At 64.6% G+C, this 17,960-nt stretch carries 16 protein-coding genes and 1 pseudogene; 6 read left to right on the top strand and 11 right to left on the bottom strand.

Annotation, left to right across the window (positions count from 1 at the left end):
• Positions 1 to 63: 63 nt before the first annotated feature.
• Both JOE41_RS16680 and JOE41_RS16675 read right to left on the bottom strand, forming a co-directional pair.
• On the bottom strand, positions 64 to 1,263 hold the full coding sequence (locus tag JOE41_RS16680; RefSeq protein WP_011690994.1) for an amidohydrolase: 1,200 nt from the start codon (positions 1,261 to 1,263) through the stop codon (positions 64 to 66).
• A gap of 148 nt (positions 1,264 to 1,411) precedes the next feature.
• Positions 1,412 to 2,545, bottom strand: coding sequence for a mannose-1-phosphate guanylyltransferase (locus JOE41_RS16675; protein WP_011690993.1), 1,134 nt, complete (start codon positions 2,543 to 2,545; stop codon positions 1,412 to 1,414).
• A gap of 258 nt (positions 2,546 to 2,803) precedes the next feature.
• Between JOE41_RS16675 and sdhC the strand changes: the two genes are divergently transcribed.
• The 5 genes from sdhC (at position 2,804) to JOE41_RS16650 (ending at position 7,260) form a co-directional block, all read left to right on the top strand.
• Positions 2,804 to 3,184, top strand: coding sequence for a succinate dehydrogenase, cytochrome b556 subunit (sdhC, locus tag JOE41_RS16670; protein ID WP_011690992.1), 381 nt, complete (start codon positions 2,804 to 2,806; stop codon positions 3,182 to 3,184).
• A 3-nt stretch (positions 3,185 to 3,187) separates the two neighbouring features.
• Positions 3,188 to 3,682 (top strand): succinate dehydrogenase hydrophobic membrane anchor subunit, encoded by a 495-nt coding sequence (locus JOE41_RS16665; RefSeq protein WP_011690991.1) that lies wholly within the window; start codon positions 3,188 to 3,190, stop codon positions 3,680 to 3,682.
• A 118-nt stretch (positions 3,683 to 3,800) separates the two neighbouring features.
• A complete protein-coding gene (sdhA, locus tag JOE41_RS16660) occupies positions 3,801 to 5,600 on the top strand; it encodes a succinate dehydrogenase flavoprotein subunit (protein WP_011690990.1) in 1,800 nt (599 codons plus the stop codon).
• A 1-nt stretch (position 5,601) separates the two neighbouring features.
• Positions 5,602 to 6,384, top strand: coding sequence for a succinate dehydrogenase iron-sulfur subunit (locus JOE41_RS16655; protein ID WP_011690989.1), 783 nt, complete (start codon positions 5,602 to 5,604; stop codon positions 6,382 to 6,384).
• Between the two features lie 105 nt (positions 6,385 to 6,489).
• On the top strand, positions 6,490 to 7,260 hold the full coding sequence (locus tag JOE41_RS16650) for a S9 family peptidase (protein WP_011690988.1): 771 nt from the start codon (positions 6,490 to 6,492) through the stop codon (positions 7,258 to 7,260).
• Positions 7,261 to 7,267: 7 nt separating this feature from the next.
• Here the strand turns inward: JOE41_RS16650 and JOE41_RS16645 are convergent.
• A pseudogene (locus tag JOE41_RS16645) lies at positions 7,268 to 8,566 on the bottom strand (ABC transporter substrate-binding protein).
• A gap of 203 nt (positions 8,567 to 8,769) precedes the next feature.
• Between JOE41_RS16645 and JOE41_RS16640 the strand changes: the two are divergent.
• Positions 8,770 to 11,022 (top strand): hypothetical protein, encoded by a 2,253-nt coding sequence (locus JOE41_RS16640; protein ID WP_209753004.1) that lies wholly within the window; start codon positions 8,770 to 8,772, stop codon positions 11,020 to 11,022.
• A gap of 13 nt (positions 11,023 to 11,035) precedes the next feature.
• Here JOE41_RS16640 and JOE41_RS16635 read toward each other — a convergent pair whose 3' ends face one another.
• The 8 genes from JOE41_RS16635 to JOE41_RS16600 all read right to left on the bottom strand — a co-directional run bounded on the left by JOE41_RS16635 (position 11,036) and on the right by JOE41_RS16600 (position 17,947).
• Entirely contained in the window at positions 11,036 to 12,136 is a 1,101-nt protein-coding gene (locus tag JOE41_RS16635) for a YihY/virulence factor BrkB family protein (protein ID WP_209753003.1), read from the bottom strand.
• Positions 12,066 to 12,677: a 2'-5' RNA ligase family protein gene (locus tag JOE41_RS16630; RefSeq protein WP_156810772.1), complete on the bottom strand. Its 612-nt coding sequence runs from the start codon at positions 12,675 to 12,677 to the stop codon at positions 12,066 to 12,068. Before JOE41_RS16630 ends, JOE41_RS16635 begins: the two co-directional genes overlap by 71 nt.
• Before the next feature lie 94 nt (positions 12,678 to 12,771).
• On the bottom strand, positions 12,772 to 13,815 hold the full coding sequence (gene trpS / locus JOE41_RS16625) for a tryptophan--tRNA ligase (protein ID WP_011690983.1): 1,044 nt from the start codon (positions 13,813 to 13,815) through the stop codon (positions 12,772 to 12,774).
• Between the two features lie 20 nt (positions 13,816 to 13,835).
• A complete protein-coding gene (locus tag JOE41_RS16620; protein ID WP_043430432.1) occupies positions 13,836 to 14,669 on the bottom strand; it encodes an exodeoxyribonuclease III in 834 nt (277 codons plus the stop codon).
• 10 nt (positions 14,670 to 14,679) lie between these two features.
• Complete coding sequence (locus JOE41_RS16615; RefSeq protein ID WP_011690981.1) at positions 14,680 to 15,243, bottom strand: hypothetical protein; 564 nt, start codon at positions 15,241 to 15,243, stop codon at positions 14,680 to 14,682.
• 58 nt (positions 15,244 to 15,301) lie between these two features.
• Positions 15,302 to 16,150, bottom strand: a complete 849-nt coding sequence (locus JOE41_RS16610; RefSeq protein ID WP_209753002.1) for an ABC transporter permease — start codon at positions 16,148 to 16,150, stop codon at positions 15,302 to 15,304.
• The gene (locus JOE41_RS16605; RefSeq protein WP_245200744.1) at positions 16,147 to 17,031 is read right to left on the bottom strand and encodes an ABC transporter permease; all 885 of its coding nucleotides are present in this window, start codon (positions 17,029 to 17,031) and stop codon (positions 16,147 to 16,149) included. Before JOE41_RS16605 ends, JOE41_RS16610 begins: the two co-directional genes overlap by 4 nt.
• Positions 17,024 to 17,947, bottom strand: a complete 924-nt coding sequence (locus JOE41_RS16600) for an ABC transporter ATP-binding protein (protein WP_043430427.1) — start codon at positions 17,945 to 17,947, stop codon at positions 17,024 to 17,026. The genes JOE41_RS16605 and JOE41_RS16600 overlap by 8 nt, the downstream gene beginning before the upstream one ends.
• Between the last annotated feature and the right edge of the window lie 13 nt (positions 17,948 to 17,960).

The following is a 17,960-nucleotide window of genomic DNA, read 5'->3' as shown; positions in this document are numbered from 1 at the left end:
TCAAGCCCGCAGATCCGGGATTTGAGGGCTTGAGCTGTCAGTTCGCGCTCCAGGGGGTGTTGCCTAGAGGTCGCGGATGGTGCGGAGGGCTGCCGCGGTCAGGACCTGGATGCCGTACCCCAGCGCGCGCTCGTCCAGGATGTAGTCGCCCCGGTGGAGGTCGTATTCCTCACCGCCGGGAGTCTTGGTGCCGAGCCGCATCATCGCTCCCGGCAGCTCGGCCAGGAACCAGGCGAAATCCTCCCCGCCCATGGACTGGGGCGTGAGGACCACGGCACTTTCTGCGATTTCAGCGCGTGCGGCCGCCTCGATCAGGGCTGTCTCATGTTCGGAGTTGACCACCGGTGGAACGCCCCGGGTGTGCTCCAGGCGAACGTCCACGTTGTAGGGCGCAGCAACCTGGTGGACCACTTCGTCCAGGAGTTCGCCAGCACTGTGCCAGGCGTCGCGGTCCAGGCAGCGCATGGTGCCTGCCATATAGCCCGTGCCCGGGATGGCATTCGGTGCGGAGCCGGCCGAGATGTGGCCCCACACCACGGAGACTCCGCTGCGAACATCCACGCGGCGCGAGAGGACGGCCGGCACGTTGACGGCGATCTGCGCCAGCGCGAAGACGAGGTCCTCGGTGAGGTGGGGCCGTGAGGTGTGGCCGCCGCGTCCGGACAGCTCAATCCTGATCGTGTCCGACGCCGAGGTGATGGCACCGATCCGGGTGCCGATCTTGCCTACCTCGATGCGAGGGTCGCAGTGCAGGGCAAGGATGCGCGGCACGCCGTCGAGCACGCCCTGTTCGATGCAGGAGTGCGCTCCGCCGGGCATGGTCTCCTCGGCAGGCTGGAAGATGATCCGCACCGTGCCGCCCAGCGGGGATTCCTGGTGCATGCGGTGCAGCACGAGGGCGATCCCCAGCATGGTGGTGGTGTGGACATCGTGGCCGCAGGCATGGGTGACACCGTGGTTCTTGGACGCGAACGGCAGCCCGGTTTCCTCAATGATGGGGAGGGCGTCGATGTCGCCGCGAAGGGCAGTGGCAATGGGGCCCTCCCCGACGTCGACAGTAAGGCCTGTGCCCTCAAGCCGTCGCGGCTTGAGCCCGGCAGCTTCGAGCCGTTCCGCCAGCTTGTTTGTGGTCCGGAATTCCTTGAAGGACAGTTCAGGATGCGCATGGAGGTCACGGCGGAAATCGATCAGCTCCGGCAGCAGCGGCTCCAGCCACGGCCCCACGAGGGCGGTGGGCTCGGCTTCAGTAGTGTAATTGCGCACGAAACAACTCTAGCGAGGCTGCCTCGAATACCCGCATCAGCGCCGGAGGTTACGCATCCGGGAGCCGGCTCCCGGCGCCTGGAACGGCTCAGCCCAGGCTTCCCGGGGGGCCGGGAAGCCTGGGCTGAGTAGGGTCTGCCGGGTCCGTTTAGAGGACGTCGGTGTCGCCGCTGGCCTTGAGCGCGTCCACGGCTGCTTTGACCCGCTGGGAGTGCGCCATGGTGGTGACCAGCAAGGCGTCCGGCGTGTCAACGATGACCACGTCCTTGATGCCGATCAACGCGATGACGCGCTTGGTGTCCGTGACAACCACGCCGCTGGCGTTTTCGGTGAAGACGCGGGCGCCTTCGCCGAGGACGGTCACATCGTCCACCTCCTTGGCGCTGTTGAGCCGGCCCACGGAGGCAAAGTCGCCGACGTCGTCCCAACGGAAAGTTCCCGGCACGACAGCGACGTCCCCGGCGGCGGCGGCAGGCTCAGCGACTGCGTAGTCGATGGCGATCTTCGGCAGGGTGGGCCAGACGCGGGCGGTGACCTCATCGCGTTCAGGGGTGTCCCAGGCCTGCGCGATTTCCGTGAGCCCCTTGAAGAGTTCAGGCTGGTTCGCCTCGAGGTGCTTCAGCATCAATGACACCGGAGCAACGAACATACCCGCGTTCCAGACGTACTCACCGCTGTCCACGTACTGCTGGGCGACGTCCTCGCTGGGCTTCTCCACGAACTCCACTACGGCCTGCGCGCTCGGGGCGTCCGCAATCGACAGCTTCTGGCCCGCGCGGATGTAGCCGAACCCGGTGGACGGGTGCGTGGGCTTGATTCCGATGGTGACGATCTTTCCGGCCGCAGCCGTGTGGATGGCTTCGCGCACGGCGTCCTGGAAGAGGTCGTCGGGGCTGATCACCTGGTCCGCGGCGAAGGAACCCATGATGATCTCCGGATCCCGCTGGTACAGGATGGCGGCCGCGAGGCCGATGGCCGCGCCGGAGTCCTTGGGCTCGCTTTCCAGCACAAGATCGGACTCCTGGATCTCAGGGAGCTGGCTGCACACGGCGTTCCGGTGGGCAACGCCGGTGACAACCAGCACGCCTTTACCGGCAAGCGGCTCCAGTCGGTCGTAGGTCGCCCGCAGCAGCGTGCTGCCGGAACCGGTGAGATCGTGAAGAAATTTAGGGGCTGCTGCACGTGACAGGGGCCAGAGGCGGGTCCCCACTCCGCCTGCAGGAATTACCGCGATAAAACGGTCCAGCGGTGAATTCCGGCTTGTCACTATGTCTGTACTCATCACGGCCTACTTTAGCCGACCACCGCCCCGACACCGGCAGATGCGCTTCCGGCGGCGCCGCCGCGACAGCCATAGTGTGGCGTTCGTCTCAAAAATGCGCAAAAACCGCGCGGGGAGGCGTCACCAAGGAGTTCCTGAATTGAATAAGCTGTGAGCGAAGCCTAGATTTAGGCTTGAGCTTACGAGTGCTCTCGCAGCAGGCGTTCCCCCCGCGTGGATCCCATGCCAGCGCCGCTGTGTTGCAGGGAGGTTTATTCAGTGCCGACAAAACCAGCTGGCACCTTGTACCGCGGCCGTGAAGGCATGTGGTCCTGGGTTGGACACCGTATTACCGGTGTAGTGATTTTCTTCTTCTTGTTGGTCCATGTGCTGGACACCTCATTGGTGCGCGTGTCCCCCGAGGCATACACCGCCGTGATCGGCGCCTACAAGAACCCCCTGATGGCCCTGGGTGAAACGGGCCTTGTCGCAGCGATCGTGTTCCACGCCTTCAACGGCCTGCGGATCATCGCCGTCGACTTCTGGAAGAAGGGCGCGAAGTACCAGCGCCAAATGCTGTGGACGGTCCTGGTCCTCTGGGTCATCGTCATGGTGGGCTTCTCCATCCGCCACCTTTCCCTCGCCTTCGGAGGTCACTAAGCCATGACTGCAACCATTCAGAGTCCCCGCAGTGGAAAAGACGGCGGCAAGCCGGGCGCAGGACTGATTGCCCCCAAGTACCGCCGCAGCGGCGCTTCCAAGGGCAACTTCGAAATGGCTGCCTGGCTGTTCATGCGGCTTTCGGGCGTTGTCCTGGTAGTCCTGATCTTCGGGCACCTGTTCGTCAACCTCATGGTGGGCGAGGGCATCCATGCCATTGACTTCGGTTTCGTGGCCGGCAAGTGGGCCGATCCGTTCTGGCAGTTCTGGGACCTGGCCATGCTCTGGCTTGCCATGCTGCACGGCACGAACGGTGTCCGCACCATCATCAACGACTACGCCGAGAAGGATTCCACACGCTTCTGGCTGAAGATCGTCCTTTACGCCGCAACGGCTGTCATCATCATCCTGGGCACCCTGGTGATCTTCACCTTCAACCCGTGCCCGCTGGACGTCAACGGCGTACCGCTGCCCGGCGGCTTCTGCCCCGCAGCCTAGCGGCACCTTCCTCCCAGGGGGATCAGCCGTGCCCGCACTGAGCGGGCCGACGGTTTTACGGTGCAGGCTCCGCCCGCCCGTGGTTTTATAGCGAATTTTGAGAGAAAGAGCGTCTGGTATGCAGGTCCATAAGTACGACGTCGTCATCGTCGGTGCCGGTGGCGCTGGCATGCGCGCCGCGATCGAATCCGGTCAGCGCGCGCGCACAGCAGTACTGACCAAGCTCTACCCCACCCGCTCGCACACCGGTGCGGCGCAGGGTGGCATGTGTGCGGCACTGGCCAATGTCGAGGAAGACAACTGGGAGTGGCACACGTTCGACACCATTAAGGGCGGCGACTACCTGGTGGACCAGGACGCGGCCGAGGTCATGGCGAAAGAAGCCATCGACGCCGTGCTGGACCTGGAAAAAATGGGCCTGCCGTTCAACCGCACGCCGGAAGGACGGATTGACCAGCGCCGCTTCGGCGGCCACACCCGTGACCACGGCAAAGCCCCTGTCCGCCGGGCCTGCTACGCGGCTGACCGCACGGGCCACATGATCCTGCAGACGCTGTACCAAAACTGTGTCAAGCACAACGTTGAGTTCTACAACGAGTACTACGTCCTGGACCTCCTGACGGTTGAGGAAGACGCAGTCCGCGAAGACGGCACGCCGTACAAGCAGAAGCGTGTCGCCGGCGTCGTGTCCTACGACCTCGCTTCCGGCGAACTGCACGTGTTCCAGGCCAAGTCGGTGGTGTTCGCCTCCGGCGGCGCCGGCAAGGTCTTCAAGACCACGTCCAACGCCCACACCCTGACCGGCGACGGCATGGGCATTGCGTTCCGCCGCGGCATTCCCCTGGAGGACATGGAGTTCTTCCAATTCCACCCGACCGGCCTTGCCGGCCTGGGCATCCTGCTGTCGGAAGCCGCGCGTGGCGAAGGCGCCATCCTGCGCAACTCCGAGGGTGAGCGCTTCATGGAGCGCTACGCCCCCACCATCAAGGACCTTGCACCGCGTGACATCGTGGCCCGCTCCATGGCGAACGAAGTTCGCGAAGGCCGCGGCTGTGGACCGAACAAGGACTACGTGCTCCTTGACCTGACCCACCTCGAGCCCGCGCACATCGACGCCAAACTGCCGGACATCACCGAGTTTGCGCGCACATACCTCGGTGTTGAGCCCTACACGGAGCCGGTTCCGGTGTTCCCGACGGCGCACTACGCCATGGGCGGCATCCCGACCAACATCACCACCGAAGTCCTGCAGGATAACGACACCGTGGTGCCGGGTCTCTACGCGGCCGGCGAAGTGGCCTGTGTTTCGGTTCACGGCTCCAACCGCCTGGGCACCAACTCGCTGCTGGACATCAACGTGTTCGGCAAGCGCGCCGGCATCGCCGCCGCGGAGTACGCCAAGACGGCTGACTTCGTCGACCTCCCGGCCGACCCGGAGGCGTACACCATCGAACTGCTGGACATCGCCCGCAACGGCACCGGCGACGAGAAGGTGGCCGTGATCCGCAAGGAACTCCAGGACACCATGGACGCCAACATGCAGGTGTTCCGCACGGCTGACACGCTGAACCAGGTCCTCAGGGACATCGAGTCCTTCGAAGAGCGGTACAAGCGCATCAGCGTCCAGGACAAGGGCAAGCGCTTCAACCTTGACCTGCTCGAGGCCGTTGAACTGGGCTTCCTGCTGGAACTGGCCAAGGTCATGACGGTTGCAGCCCTGCACCGGGAGGAGTCCCGCGGCGGACACTTCCGCGAGGACTTCCCGGAACGTGACGACGAAAAATTCATGAAGCACTCCATGGCGTACAAGGACGACCACGCCCCGGCTGACGGCTCTGCGGAAGCAATTGCCGGCATCCGCCTGGCCACCAAACCGGTTGTCTTTACCCGCTACGAGCCGATGGTGAGGAAGTACTAAGATGTCCGCCGAACTTGCTGAGCCAGCCTCAAAGATCGAACTGCCCGCGCACATCGGAGGCGGCGGAGAGATCCCGACATTCGACGTCACCCTGCGCGTGCGCCGTTACAACCCTGAGGTTTCCGAGGAAGCCACCTGGGACGACTTCAAGGTCACCATGTACGGCACCGACCGCGTGCTGGACGCCCTGCACAAGGTCAAGTGGGAAATTGACGGCAGCGTCTCCTTCCGCCGCTCCTGCGCCCACGGCGTCTGCGGTTCCGACGCCATGCGCATCAACGGCCGCAACCGCCTCGCGTGCAAGACCCTGCTGAAGGACCTGGACACGACCAAGCCCATCACCGTGGAACCCATCAAGGGCCTGCCGGTGGAGAAGGACCTGATCGTGGACATGGAGCCGTTCTTCCAGTCCTTCCGTGAAGTCATGCCGTTCCTTATCAACAAGGGCCACGAGCCCACCAAGGAACGCCTGCAGTCCGCCGAGGACCGTGAGCGCTTCGACGACACCACCAAGTGCATCCTGTGCGCCGCGTGCACGTCGTCCTGCCCGGTCTTCTGGACCGACGGCCAGTACTTCGGCCCGGCAGCGATCGTCAACGCCCACCGCTTCATCTTCGATTCCCGTGATGACGCCGGCGACATGCGCCTGGAGATCCTCAACGACAAGGAAGGCGTGTGGCGCTGCCGCACCACCTTCAACTGCACCGAAGCATGCCCCCGCGGCATCCAGGTCACGCAGGCCATCGCAGAGGTCAAGCAGGCAATCCTCTCCCGCAAGATCTAGCACCCGCTAACCACGAAAACCACGACGACGGCGCCTCTCACCTTTCAGGTGGGGGCGCCGTCGTCGTTTCAAGGCACTTTAGCGCCACCCAACGAAAGGGTCCCCATGTCCCGGTCCGAAAAAGTCAGTTTCGAAGGATCCACCGGCGAATTGCTCTCCGGCATTGTCGACATGCCGGAAGGCCCGGTGAAGGGCTGGGGTGTGTTCTCGCACGGGTTCACGCTGGGCAAGGACAGCCCGTCGGCGTCCAGGATGTGCAAGGCGCTGGCCGACAACGGGGTGGGGATGCTCCGCTTCGACAACCTGGGGCTGGGCGATTCCGCCGGTTACTGGTCCGAAGGCTCCTTCAGCCACAAGGTGGCGGACACCGTCAAGGCAGCGGAGTTCATGCGCGCCGAAGGACGGCCGGTCTCGCTGCTGGTGGGGCATTCGTTCGGCGGAGCCGCCGTCCTGGCGGCGGCAAAGGAGATTCCGGAGCTTGACGCCGTGGCCACCGTGGGAGCCCCGTTCTCACCCAAGCACGTGGCCCATGTGTTTGATGCAGCGCTGGACCGGATCCTCAACGAAGGCAGCGCGGAGGTGGACCTGGGCGGCAAGCGCGTGGAAATCCGCCGGCACTTCGTGGAGGACCTGGAGAACGCGGACCTGACCGACTGCATCAAGCGGCTCGGAAAGCCCCTGATGGTGCTCCACTCCCCCACGGACAACACAGTGGGAATCGAAAATGCCAGCACAATCTTCCAGACGGCACGGCACCCGCGCAGCTTCGTCTCGTTGGAAGGGAGTGACCACCTGCTGACCGGCAAGGGTCAGGCCGCCCGGGCTGCGAAGATCATTTCCGCCTGGGCCGACCAGTACCTCGACGCCGGGCGGTAGCGGCGAGCTACTTGCCGATGGCCGCCTTGCTTTCGCTGATCCACTGCTCCGCGGCTTTTTCCGGCGAGAGCCGCTTGAACAGGACATCGGTGTTGATGCGGGCCGTGATCTCGGAGACGGCTGTTGAACCGGTGGGGCCAATGAAGGTAGGCGCAAAGTCCATCTTGCCTATCTGGTCGATGTAAGCTGCCTCGATCTTGCCCTGCGGCGTCAGCATGTCCTGGATCGCAGTGCGCATTCCGGAGTTACTGGGCACGCCGCGGTCGCTCTGAATAATCTTTGCGGCGGATGCGTCGTTCACCAGGAAGTTCACCAGCTTCGCGGCGGCATCGGTGTGCTTGCTGCGGGCAGAGATCGTGTAGAACTGCGAAGACTGCAGCCAGATGCCCGGGGTCGGGGTTTCGCCGGGGAGCCTAAGAAGCTTCAGGTCCGCCCCCGAGGCCTTGCTGAGTGCGGCGAGAGAGTTGCTCCACGTGAGCATCATCCCGGCCTTGCCCATGCCCATCAATGTCTGCTCGGTGCTGACGTTTAGCTTTTCCACGGTCTCCGAGGCACCGGGCGCAGCTCCCGATTCACTCAGCTTCACCGAGTAGTCGAAGTAGTCCTGCACCGTCTCCTTGCCCAGTCCGAGCTGCCCGTCCTGGGTGTAGAGCGACTCGCCGCGTTGGCGGGCAAAGGCGTCCAGCGAATCGTGCGTGAGGACGGTTGCCGTCCCATAGGTGCCCTAGGGGCTCTTGGCTGTCACGTCGGCAGCCAGCCTGGCGAAATCATCCCAGGTCCACGTGCTGTCATCCGGAAGCGCAACGCCGGCGGCCTGCAGGACGCCGGGGTTCACGACGATCGCCAACGCGTTGGCTCCGGTGGAGACCCCGTACTGCTTGCCTTGCACCTGGCCGTTCTCCAGGGCTCCCTGGTCCGTCTTGGAGAGGTCCAGGGAGCCGCTGACCTTGGACAGGTCCAGCAGTGCGCCGCGGTTGGCGTACTCGGCCGGATAGGCGCCGCCCATGGTGATCACGTCGGGTGCATCGTTGGCGGCCATCTGCGTGGCCAGTTTGTCGAAGTAGCCGCTAATGTCCCCATACTCAGGTTTGACCTTGATGGTGGGGTTGGCGGCTTCGAACTCCTTGATGGCCTTGTTGGTCAGCTCGGCGCGGCCCGCGTTGCCCCACCAGGAGAAGCGGATTTCAACGTTGCCGTCCTCGGGCTGGTTGGTCGACGGACTGGAACACGCTGTGAGGCCGAGCAGGCTCAGCGCAGAAACTACGGCGATCGTTTTGCGGAGGGTTCGGGTAGTTATACGCGCCATTGGGCAGACATCCTTAGCTGTCAGAAAACGGTTCCTGAAACGTATCAAGAGGCCCTTCCGGCGTCAATAGACCCCAGCGTGCCGCACGGGTTGACACCGCTCGTCGGAGGGACAACGATTGAATCGTTTCGGAAACCGGTTTCTAATATCGCCGGATCAGACCCAGCAGCAGTCAAAGCAGACAGCCCAGGAGGGCATGCAGCGTGCATAGCCAGAGCATCAGCGGCCCATCGGAATCCGCCACCACACCCGCCGACGCCATCGACAGGAAGGCACTGGTCCGCCGGCACAACGTTCGGCAGGAGAATCTCGATCCGCAAAGCCCGGTGTCCGTCGGCAACGGGGAGTTCGCCTTCACCGTGGATCTGACCGGACTCCAATCGCTGCCGGATGCCTACCCGGTCGGGGCACGCGATGATCTGCCACCGGGGACACTGCTCGGCACGCAGGCGCAGTGGGGATGGCATGCCAGTCCTCCTCCCCGCCCGTACGGGCTCGCCGGATCGACGGTCCTCTACGACTCGCCCCGCGGGCCGGTTCCGTACGTGGACATGGCGGGCGACATCGTCAACGACCGCGAGACTGACGCCTCCCGGGCGGAAACCTGGCTCCGGGCCAACCCCCACCGCCTCGACCTGGCACGCATAGGCTTCCGCTGGGCGGACGACGGGTCAGAGCGTGCCCTCACCGAAGCCGACCTTTCCGGTGCCGTGCAAACGCTCGATCTGTGGACGGGAGTGGTGACCAGCAGTTTCACGCTGGGCGGCCACCCGGTAACGGTCACCACCGCGTGCCACCCCGATCGGGACGAACTCGGGATCCGGGTGGATTCACCCGCTCTCGCTAAGGGCCTGATGGTTGGCGTCAGCTTCCCGTACGGCTCTGAAGCGTGGCACGACGCCGCCGACTGGAACCGCGAGAACGCCCACAGCACCTTCCTGGAGGGGCCGGTAGCGCCGGCCGCGGATCCCGGAGCCGCCAGTTGGACGGTCCGCCGCCAACTCGACAACGCCCGGTACCGCGTGGTGATCTCAGGGCGGGACGTGAGCGTGCAACAGGCCGCCCCGCACAGCCTCCGGATCGTTCCCGAGGCACCGGCCGGCAGGGACAAACCTGGCCTCCTCGATCTCTCCATCGCCTTCATCTCCGCCGGAGACGGCGACTGCATTCCGCGGGGTAACAACAGGCTGACACGGGTAGCCCCCACACCCGGGCAGGGGGCTGCAGGCGGGAGCGCCGTCGGGCTTTCCGCGGGCAGCAGTGCCATCGCCGCATCGGAGGCCTATTGGCCGCAGTTCTGGACCTCGGGCGGGGCCATTGAGCTTGACGCGACGGACGATCCCGGGGCGAAGGAGCTGGAGCGGCGGATAGTCCTCTCCCAATACCTCACGGCCGTCAACTGCTCGGGGTCGCTCCCGCCGCAGGAAACCGGCCTGGTCTGCAATTCCTGGCGCGGCCGCTTCCACTTGGAAATGCACTGGTGGCACGCGGCGCACTTTGCCCTCTGGAACCGCGCGGACCTCCTGCTTCCGTCGCTGCGGTGGTACTCCACCGTCCTGGAAAGCTCGCGCCGGACCGCAAAGGCCCAGGGCTTCGACGGCGTTCGCTGGCCCAAGCAGGTCGGCCCTGAGGGCAGGGAGAGCCCCAGCCCCATCGGGACATTCCTTATCTGGCAGCAACCGCACCCAATCCACCTCTCCGAACTCGTCTACCGGGCCAATCCCTCCCGGGACGTTCTGGAGGAGTTCGCCGAGATCGTCTTCGAATCCGCCGATTTCATGGCCGGCTTCGCCCACCCCACGGCCCGCGGGTTCGAACTGGGGCCGCCCCTGGTTCCTGCCCAGGAAAGCTACGGGTCGATGCGCGCAACGGTCACGAATCCCACCTTCGAGCTTGCCTACTGGCAGTGGGGTCTCCGGATCGCATCGGAGTGGCGCGAACGGCTGGGACTCGAACCCGTCGACGCCTGGACAGAAGTTGCCGACGCCTTGGTGTCCCCGCGCATCGTCAACGGCGTCTACGCTGCGATCGACGTGGAACCCTTCACGATCCGCACCGACCACCCCTCGATGCTCTGCGCCCTGGGGGTCCTGCCGAAGACGGACCTGATCGACACGGACGTCATGCGGGCAACGCTCGCCGACGTCCTGGCAGGCTGGGACTGGGACAGCACGTGGGGCTGGGACTACCCTGTCATGGCCATGACCGCAGCCCGCCTCGAAGACCCGGAGACCGCCGTCGACTCCCTGCTGCTGGCTGCCGGCAAGAACGTAGTGCTCCCAAACGGCCACAACCGCCAAACGGATTCCTTGCCGCTCTATCTGCCCGGCAATGGCGGGCTCCTTGCCGCCGCGGCGTTGATGGCGGCAGGCTGGGACAACGGCCCCGGGCGGCATGCCCCCGGATTCCCGGCCGACTGGACGGTGGCCTGGGAGGGATTGGTGGCTGCGCCTTAAGCCGCGGGGCCCGTCAGGTCTGGGGAGGCAGGCGGCGCGAACCCAGGACCTTCTTTCGGGGGAGGTCCGACGTCTTCAGGTCCTCTTCCCTGACGGCCGACCAGGCCGCTGACACCAAATAGACCTGGCTGACAAGGTTGAACCAGATGAGCAGCCCGATGATGATCGCGAAGGGCGCAAGAATCGGGTTGCGTCCGGCGCTGGCAAGCAGCTCAGTGCTGAAGATCTGTAGCACCGTGGTTCCCACGGCAGACAGGATGGTTCCTTCAAGCAGGGCCTGCCGGGAAAGTTTCAGGCCCGCCGCCAGCCGGAACATGATCAGCGCGGTCACCCAGCCCAGCGCCAGCGGCACGCCCACCTTGATGGCCGTCGTCAGCGGCCAGGCCATCACCGGATCGAGCTGCAGCTGCTCAGTAACCCACCCGGCTGCGGTACCGAAAATCAGCGAGGCGGCGGCGCTCAGCACCAGTGCCACGCCGAGCAGCAGCAAGATGCCGGCGTCCCGCAGTATCTGCAGGACCGGGTTCATCCCGCGGGGGCCGAGCTGCATCATGCCCCGCACGCCGTCTCGGATGCCGCTGATCCAGCCCAGGGCTGTGAAAACCGTCACTGCGGCTGCGATCACCGCGGCCCAGCCCAGTCCCGAGGGGTTCAGCAGCTGATAGGGGTCCACCAGCCCCTCGCCGCCGTCGACCTTCATGAGGCCGGGCGCAGCCTTGGCAATGCTCTTGATGACCTGATCCAGCAGGGCCGGCTGCCCGCTGAGCACGAGACCGGCGAGGGAAAGGCCGGTGGCCAGCAGACCCGTGATGGAGAAGAACATCCTGAAGCCGATACCGGCCGCCATGAGCGGACCGTGCTGCAGGTTGTAGTGCTGGAAGGCACGCATGGGACGGAAAGAATTGAGGCGCGCAAGCAGCCACTGGAACATGGCGGACAGGCCGGCCAAGGCGCCGCTGCCGGACCTGCGCGCCCTGCTCCACTCGACCTTCTTCCGGCTCACTTCCAGCTTCAGCCGGGCGCGCTCCGTGGGAAGCGGAGGATTATCGCCGGCGTGCGCCGCCTGGGCCGCTAGTGCCGGACGTGCCTCCGGTGGGGTCAGTTTCGATGCCAAAGTCGAGTTCTTCCCGTAGCTGCCAAATGCCGTTGATGTCGTGCTCGTACAGCCCCATGCTAACCACAGGGAACGTGGCCCGGTAATCCTTCAGGACCGCTTCGGCCTCGTCCAGGCTCTCCGGCGCCACGTCGTGGGCAATGGTCACATGCGGGTGGTAGGCAAAGGGCAGTTCGCGTTCCAGCGGCCCGGTCTGCAGCTGTTCGTGCAGGTTGACGCAGTGCCCGAAGCCGTCTTCGACGTTGAGGAAAACCACCGGGGACACGGGCCTGAACGATCCGGTACCCGCGATGGTGACGGTGAACGGCTGCTGCCTGCGCGCGACCTCGCGGACGTGGCTTCGTGTGGCCTCCCAGTCCTTGGTGGGAGTGGTGGTGACCAGCGTGATGTGGGCAGGAATGACGCCGGCCATGGGGTCCCCGAACGATGCCCGCCAGCGCTGGAGTTCCTCGGCAATGTCCGGCGGGAAGCCCAGGATGACACCGACGCTCATCTCGTCGGTCCTGGCTTGCCGTTTGCGTGGCGCTGTGCCCCGGATCATGGCAGCGTCATCATCGGCGCCAACGAATTTTCCCTCTCCGCGGTATGCAGGGGAGGTTTCGTTTGCTGTGACTTTGCTGGCTGATGACATGGGCCTAGCGGACTCCTGCGAGGGTGAGGGACGGCAGGAAGCCCATGCGCTCATAGACCTGGCCGAGGGTCACGGACGCGATTTCCCGGGCGCGTTCGGCACCCTGGGCCAGCAGCCTGTCCAGTTCCGCCGGATCCGCCATCAGTTCATTGGTCCGGTCCCTGAGCGGCGTAATGAAGTCCACCATGACGTCCGCGAGGTCCTTTTTGAGGTGGCCGTACATCTTGCCCTGGTATTCCGCCTCGAGCTCGGGCACGGACTTCCCGGTGAGCGTCGAGTAGATGGTGAGCAGGTTGGAAACCCCCGGCTTGGCTTCGGCGTCGAACCGGATTTCCGTTCCGGTGTCAGTCACTGCGGACTTGATGCGCTTCGCGGCGATCTTGGGGTCCTCCAGGAGCTGGATGGAACCGTGGGGCGATCCGCCTGTCTTGGACATCTTGGCAGTCGGGCTCTGGAGGTCGTAGATCTTGGCGGTGGCCTTCAGGATGGTGGCCTCGGGCACCGTGAACGTGTGGCCAAAGCGGGTATTGAAGCGCTGGGCCAGGTTTCTGGTCAGCTCCAGGTGCTGCCGCTGGTCCTCGCCGACCGGGACGAGGTCGGTCTGGTACAGGAGGATGTCCGCGGCCATCAGGGTCGGGTAGGCGAACAGGCCAAGCGTTGCGGAGTCCGCGCCCGACTTCTGCGTCTTGTCCTTGAACTGCGTCATGCGCGAGGCCTCGCCGAAGCCGGTGATGCAGTTCAGCGCCCAGGCCAGTTGGGCATGCTCGGGAACATGGGACTGGACGAAGAAGATGCTCTTATCCGGGTCGATGCCCGCCGCAATGTACTGGGCAGCCACCACACGGGTGCGCTTGGCCAATTCTGCCGGTTCGAAGTCCACGGTGATGGCGTGGAGGTCAGGAATGAAGAACACGGCGTCGTATTCAGCCTGCATGTCCACCCAGTTGCGGACGGCGCCTATGTAGTTGCCCAAGTGCAGCGAGTCCGCTGTGGGCTTGGCACCGGAGAGGATGCGTTTCTTGGTCACCGTGGAAGTCGAGCTAGTCATTGTGCGAAAAACCTTCGGGCTTAGAGCTGGTAGTCCACTACCAGCGGTGCGTGGTCGGAGAAGCGGGTGTCCCATGACGGTGCCCGGTCCACGGTCGCCGAAATGGCGGCGGCTGCGAGGGCGGGAGTGGCCATGTGGTAGTCGATGCGCCAGCCTGTGTCGGTGTCAAAGGCCTTGCCGCGCTGGGACCACCAGGTGTAGGGGCCGTCGACGTTTCCCGCCAGGCCCCTGTGGACATCCCTCCATCCGATGTCTTCGCCAAAGAAGCGGTCAAAATAAGCGCGTTCCTCAGGGAGGAAGCCGGCCCGCTTGACGTTGCCCTTCCAGTTCTTGATGTCCAGCTCAGTGTGGCCCACGTTCAGGTCACCCACCACAAGGGCGTGGTCGCTGTGCTTTGCCAGCTCGGGAAGACGGTTCTCCATTACGTCCAGGAAGCGGAACTTGTCGTCCTGCTTGGGGGTCCCGGCCTCTCCGGAGTGAACATAGGCGCTCACCACCGTCAGCTGGACCGGGGCCCCGGCGGCGTCCGTCAAACGGAAGTCGGCCTCAACCCAGCGGCCGGCGGTGGCAAAGTAGTCGTCTCCGATGTGCGGACGGGTGGCCAGCGGCTCGGTACGGGAGGCAATGGCCACGCCCGCACGCCCCTTGGCTTCGGCTTCTTCATGAAGGACGAACCAGCCCTCGCCCAGGAGTTCACGGACGATTTTGTCCGGCGCCCTGACCTCCTGCAGGCAAAGAATGTCCACCTCGCGCGGCTCAAGCCACTCCGCCATGCCGTTCCGGTAGGCAGCACGGAGGCCGTTGACGTTGACTGATGCGATGCGAAGGTGGTCCTTCTTCAATGCCGAGCTCACCCGCTCCACTCTAGTCGATGATGGTTCCGCTGACAGGTTCGTCAGCACCACCGGAGGACTTGATCATGTCCCTGGCATTGGTGGCCGTGATTTCGATGGTTTCCAGGGCGCGGCGGATAGTGTCCTGGTCCGCGGCGGCGTCCTTGGCCCGTTCCTGCTCCACGACGCGAACCTGGACCTGGACGATCTTGAAGGAGTGGTCCAGCTTCATGTCACGGACCTCTTCAGATTCGCTGCGGGTCCGGACCAGTCGGGTGCCGCCGTGGTCGGCACTGCCCGACGACGGCGCCCGGCCGGTCGCGGCGTTGAAGGCGTTCTGCGCCTCGTTCAGCTTGGCGGTCGCCTTCTTGGCTGCCTTCTGGATACTGAAGACGACGAACGTTGCCAGCGCGAGCCAGAAGCCGGCAATGACCGCCACAACCCAACCGACGACGTCGTTCTGGTTGGCGGCAAAGATGACGGCCACAACGAAGGCGACGACAAACACCATCATTCCCGGGCCGCTGATTCGCAGCATGGAGAACCCGCCCTTGGCCGGGTTGGACGCAGAGTGAGGGTTACCCAAAGTTCGCATGGCTCCATTGTCTCAAACCCCGGGGCACGGGAAAGGACGCTTCCACCCCGGGCGAACGTTACTTCAGGAACAGCTTGCGCAGGCGACCGGCCGTGAGCATAACGCCCAGCACGATCATCACCAGGTAGTACCCGATGTGGATGGCGGTTGCGGGGGTGAAAATTCCCACGCTGATCTGCCGGAGCAGCTCCACGCCGTGCCACAGCGGCATGGCCTGGATCAACCACTGGATGTACTGCGGGTAGACGCTCAGCGGGTAGAACGTTGCGCTGAAGAGGAACATCGGCAACATCACGAAGTTGATCCAGTCCATTTGCTGGAAGGTCTTCATGAAACTGGTGATGCCCATGCCGAAGCTTGCGAAACCGAAGGCGATCAGCACCGAGGCGGGAATCATGAGGATGGCCCAGGGTGTAGTGATCAGCCCCATGACACCCATGACAGCGGTGAACCCGGTGGCGTACAGCATGCCCCGCAGCAGAGCCAGGAAGATCTCCCCCATGGCAACGTCCAGCGGGCCCAGCGAGGTGTAAAGCATGCCCTGGTACAACTTGGCGAAGTTCATCTTGAAGAAGACGTTCCACGTGGAGTCATACACGGCGCCGTTCATTGCGGAGACCGCCAGTAGCGCCGGTGCGATGTAGGCGGCGTAACTGATTTCCTGGCCGCCGGGCCCCTGTACGGCACCCACGATCGCGCCCAGGCCAACCCCCATGGAGATCAGGTACAACACCGGCTCGAAGAAGCCGGAGAGCATCACCATCCAGTTGCTGCTCTTGGTGGCCATCAGGCCACGCGCGATGACGGCTTTGACGTTGCGTGAGTACAACGGCCCGAAATGGCGGTTCCGCGCCGCCTCGGTGACGCTGTGGCCTCCCGGGCCGTGGCTTTCAGCCAGGATGCTCATTGCCCCAGCCTCCGGACGAACTGTCTTTTGGTGAGCATCCATCCTGCGACGGAGAGGCCCACCAGGAACACGAGGTGCAGGATGGTGAGCAGCGGTGGTTCCTCATAGCCGTAGCTGAAGACGCGGCCCAGTTCGGTGCCGTGCCAGATCGGAGAAATCCAGCCGATCCACCGCACCGCGAGGGGCAGGGTATCGAGCGGGAAGAAGGTTCCGGAGAATAGGAACAACGGTGTCACGATAAACCTCATCACCATGGCGAACTGGCCCTTGTCGTCCTTGATGGAAGCGGCATAGGCCATCAGCGGCAGGCCGAACGAAAGACCTGCGAGAGTGGCGACCAGGATGGACACCCAGCCCCAGCCGCTGGGTGAGGCGCCGAAGAGCGCCACCACTGCGAAGTAGATGGCGGACTGCAGCAGGAACCGCAGCGTCACGGCCATGATGTGGCCGGACGCGATCTGTTGCGGCGTCAGCGGCGAAGCGTGCGGCCCGTAGTAAACGCGCCGCCATTTGAAGCCGTCCATGACCGGGAACGTGAATTCGTTGGCGGCCGTCATCACGGCGGCCGAGATCAGCAGTGCGGGGGCAATGAATGCCAGGTAGCTGACCCCGCCGAACGCTGCACCGCTGTTGGTGTCCACCAGGGTGGCCAGGCCCACGCCCATGGCGAACAGGTAGGCGACAGGCTGGCCCACGCCGTACATGACGATGGTCCAGCCGTAGCCCTTCATGACGCGGAGGACCTGCTCCGCGTAGTAGAAAGATCCCCAGCGGCGGGCCCGGGCCGCTGAGACGGCCGGCGAGTGGGCGCGTAGCGTGGCAGGCCCGGCGGCTCCGTGGCCGCCGGGCTCCGCCACGGCGGGTGCGGACGGCTCAGTCAACGAGGCTCCTGCCGGTGAGGCGGAGGAAGACATCCTCCAGCGATGACCGGCGCACCAGCGACGTGAGCGGACGCAGGCCGCGGGCGGACACCTGCTCCAGGGCCGCCTCGCCGTCGTGCGCGTAGATCAGTACGCGGTCCGGGAGCGTCTCCAGCCGCTCTCCGATTCCCTCGAGTTCAGCACCGATCGTGGCGTTGCGTTCCGAGCCGAAGCGCAGCTCCAGGACTTCCCGGGTGGAGTATTCACGGATCAGGCTGGACGGGGAGCCCTCGGCCATGATGCGTCCCTTGTCCACAACGATGAGGCGGTCGCACAGCTGTTCCGCCTCGTCCATGTAGTGCGTGGTCAGGATGAGCGTGACGCCCTGTTCCTTGAGCCGGAAGAGCCTGTCCCAGAGGATGTGCCGGGCCTGCGGGTCCAGGCCGGTGGTGGGTTCGTCCAGCAGCAGGATCCTCGGTTCGTTGATCAGCGAGCGCGCAATGGTCAGCCGCCGCTTCATGCCGCCGGAGAGTGCGTCGACCTTGGATTTTGCCTTGTCCGTGAGCTGGGCGAACTCCAGCAATTCGTCGGCCTTGGGCCGGAGGTAGCTCATGGGCAGTCCGAAGTAGCGGCCGTAGACAAGGAGATTGTCGCGGACCTTGAGCTCTTCGTCGAGGTTGTCCTGCTGCGGCACCACACCGAGGTGTGCGCGCACTTCCGGGCCGTGGCTTTCCGGATCCAGCCCCATGATGGACAAGCTTCCGGAAGTGCGCTGGGAAACGCCGCCGATCATCTTCATGGTGGTGGACTTGCCTGCCCCGTTCGGGCCAAGCAGTCCGAAGGCCTCGCCGGCCGGAACGCTGAAGGAAATGCCGTCGACGGCGGTGACGTCGCCATACGTCTTGGTGAGGTTTTCGGCGGTGATGACGTACTGCATCTGGTCGCCCCGG

Source organism: Arthrobacter sp. PvP103, from assembly GCF_017833075.1.
Lineage (GTDB): Bacteria > Actinomycetota > Actinomycetes > Actinomycetales > Micrococcaceae > Arthrobacter.
Note: the sequence above shows the minus strand (reverse complement) of the source record. Positions and strands in the feature narration are given on the sequence as shown.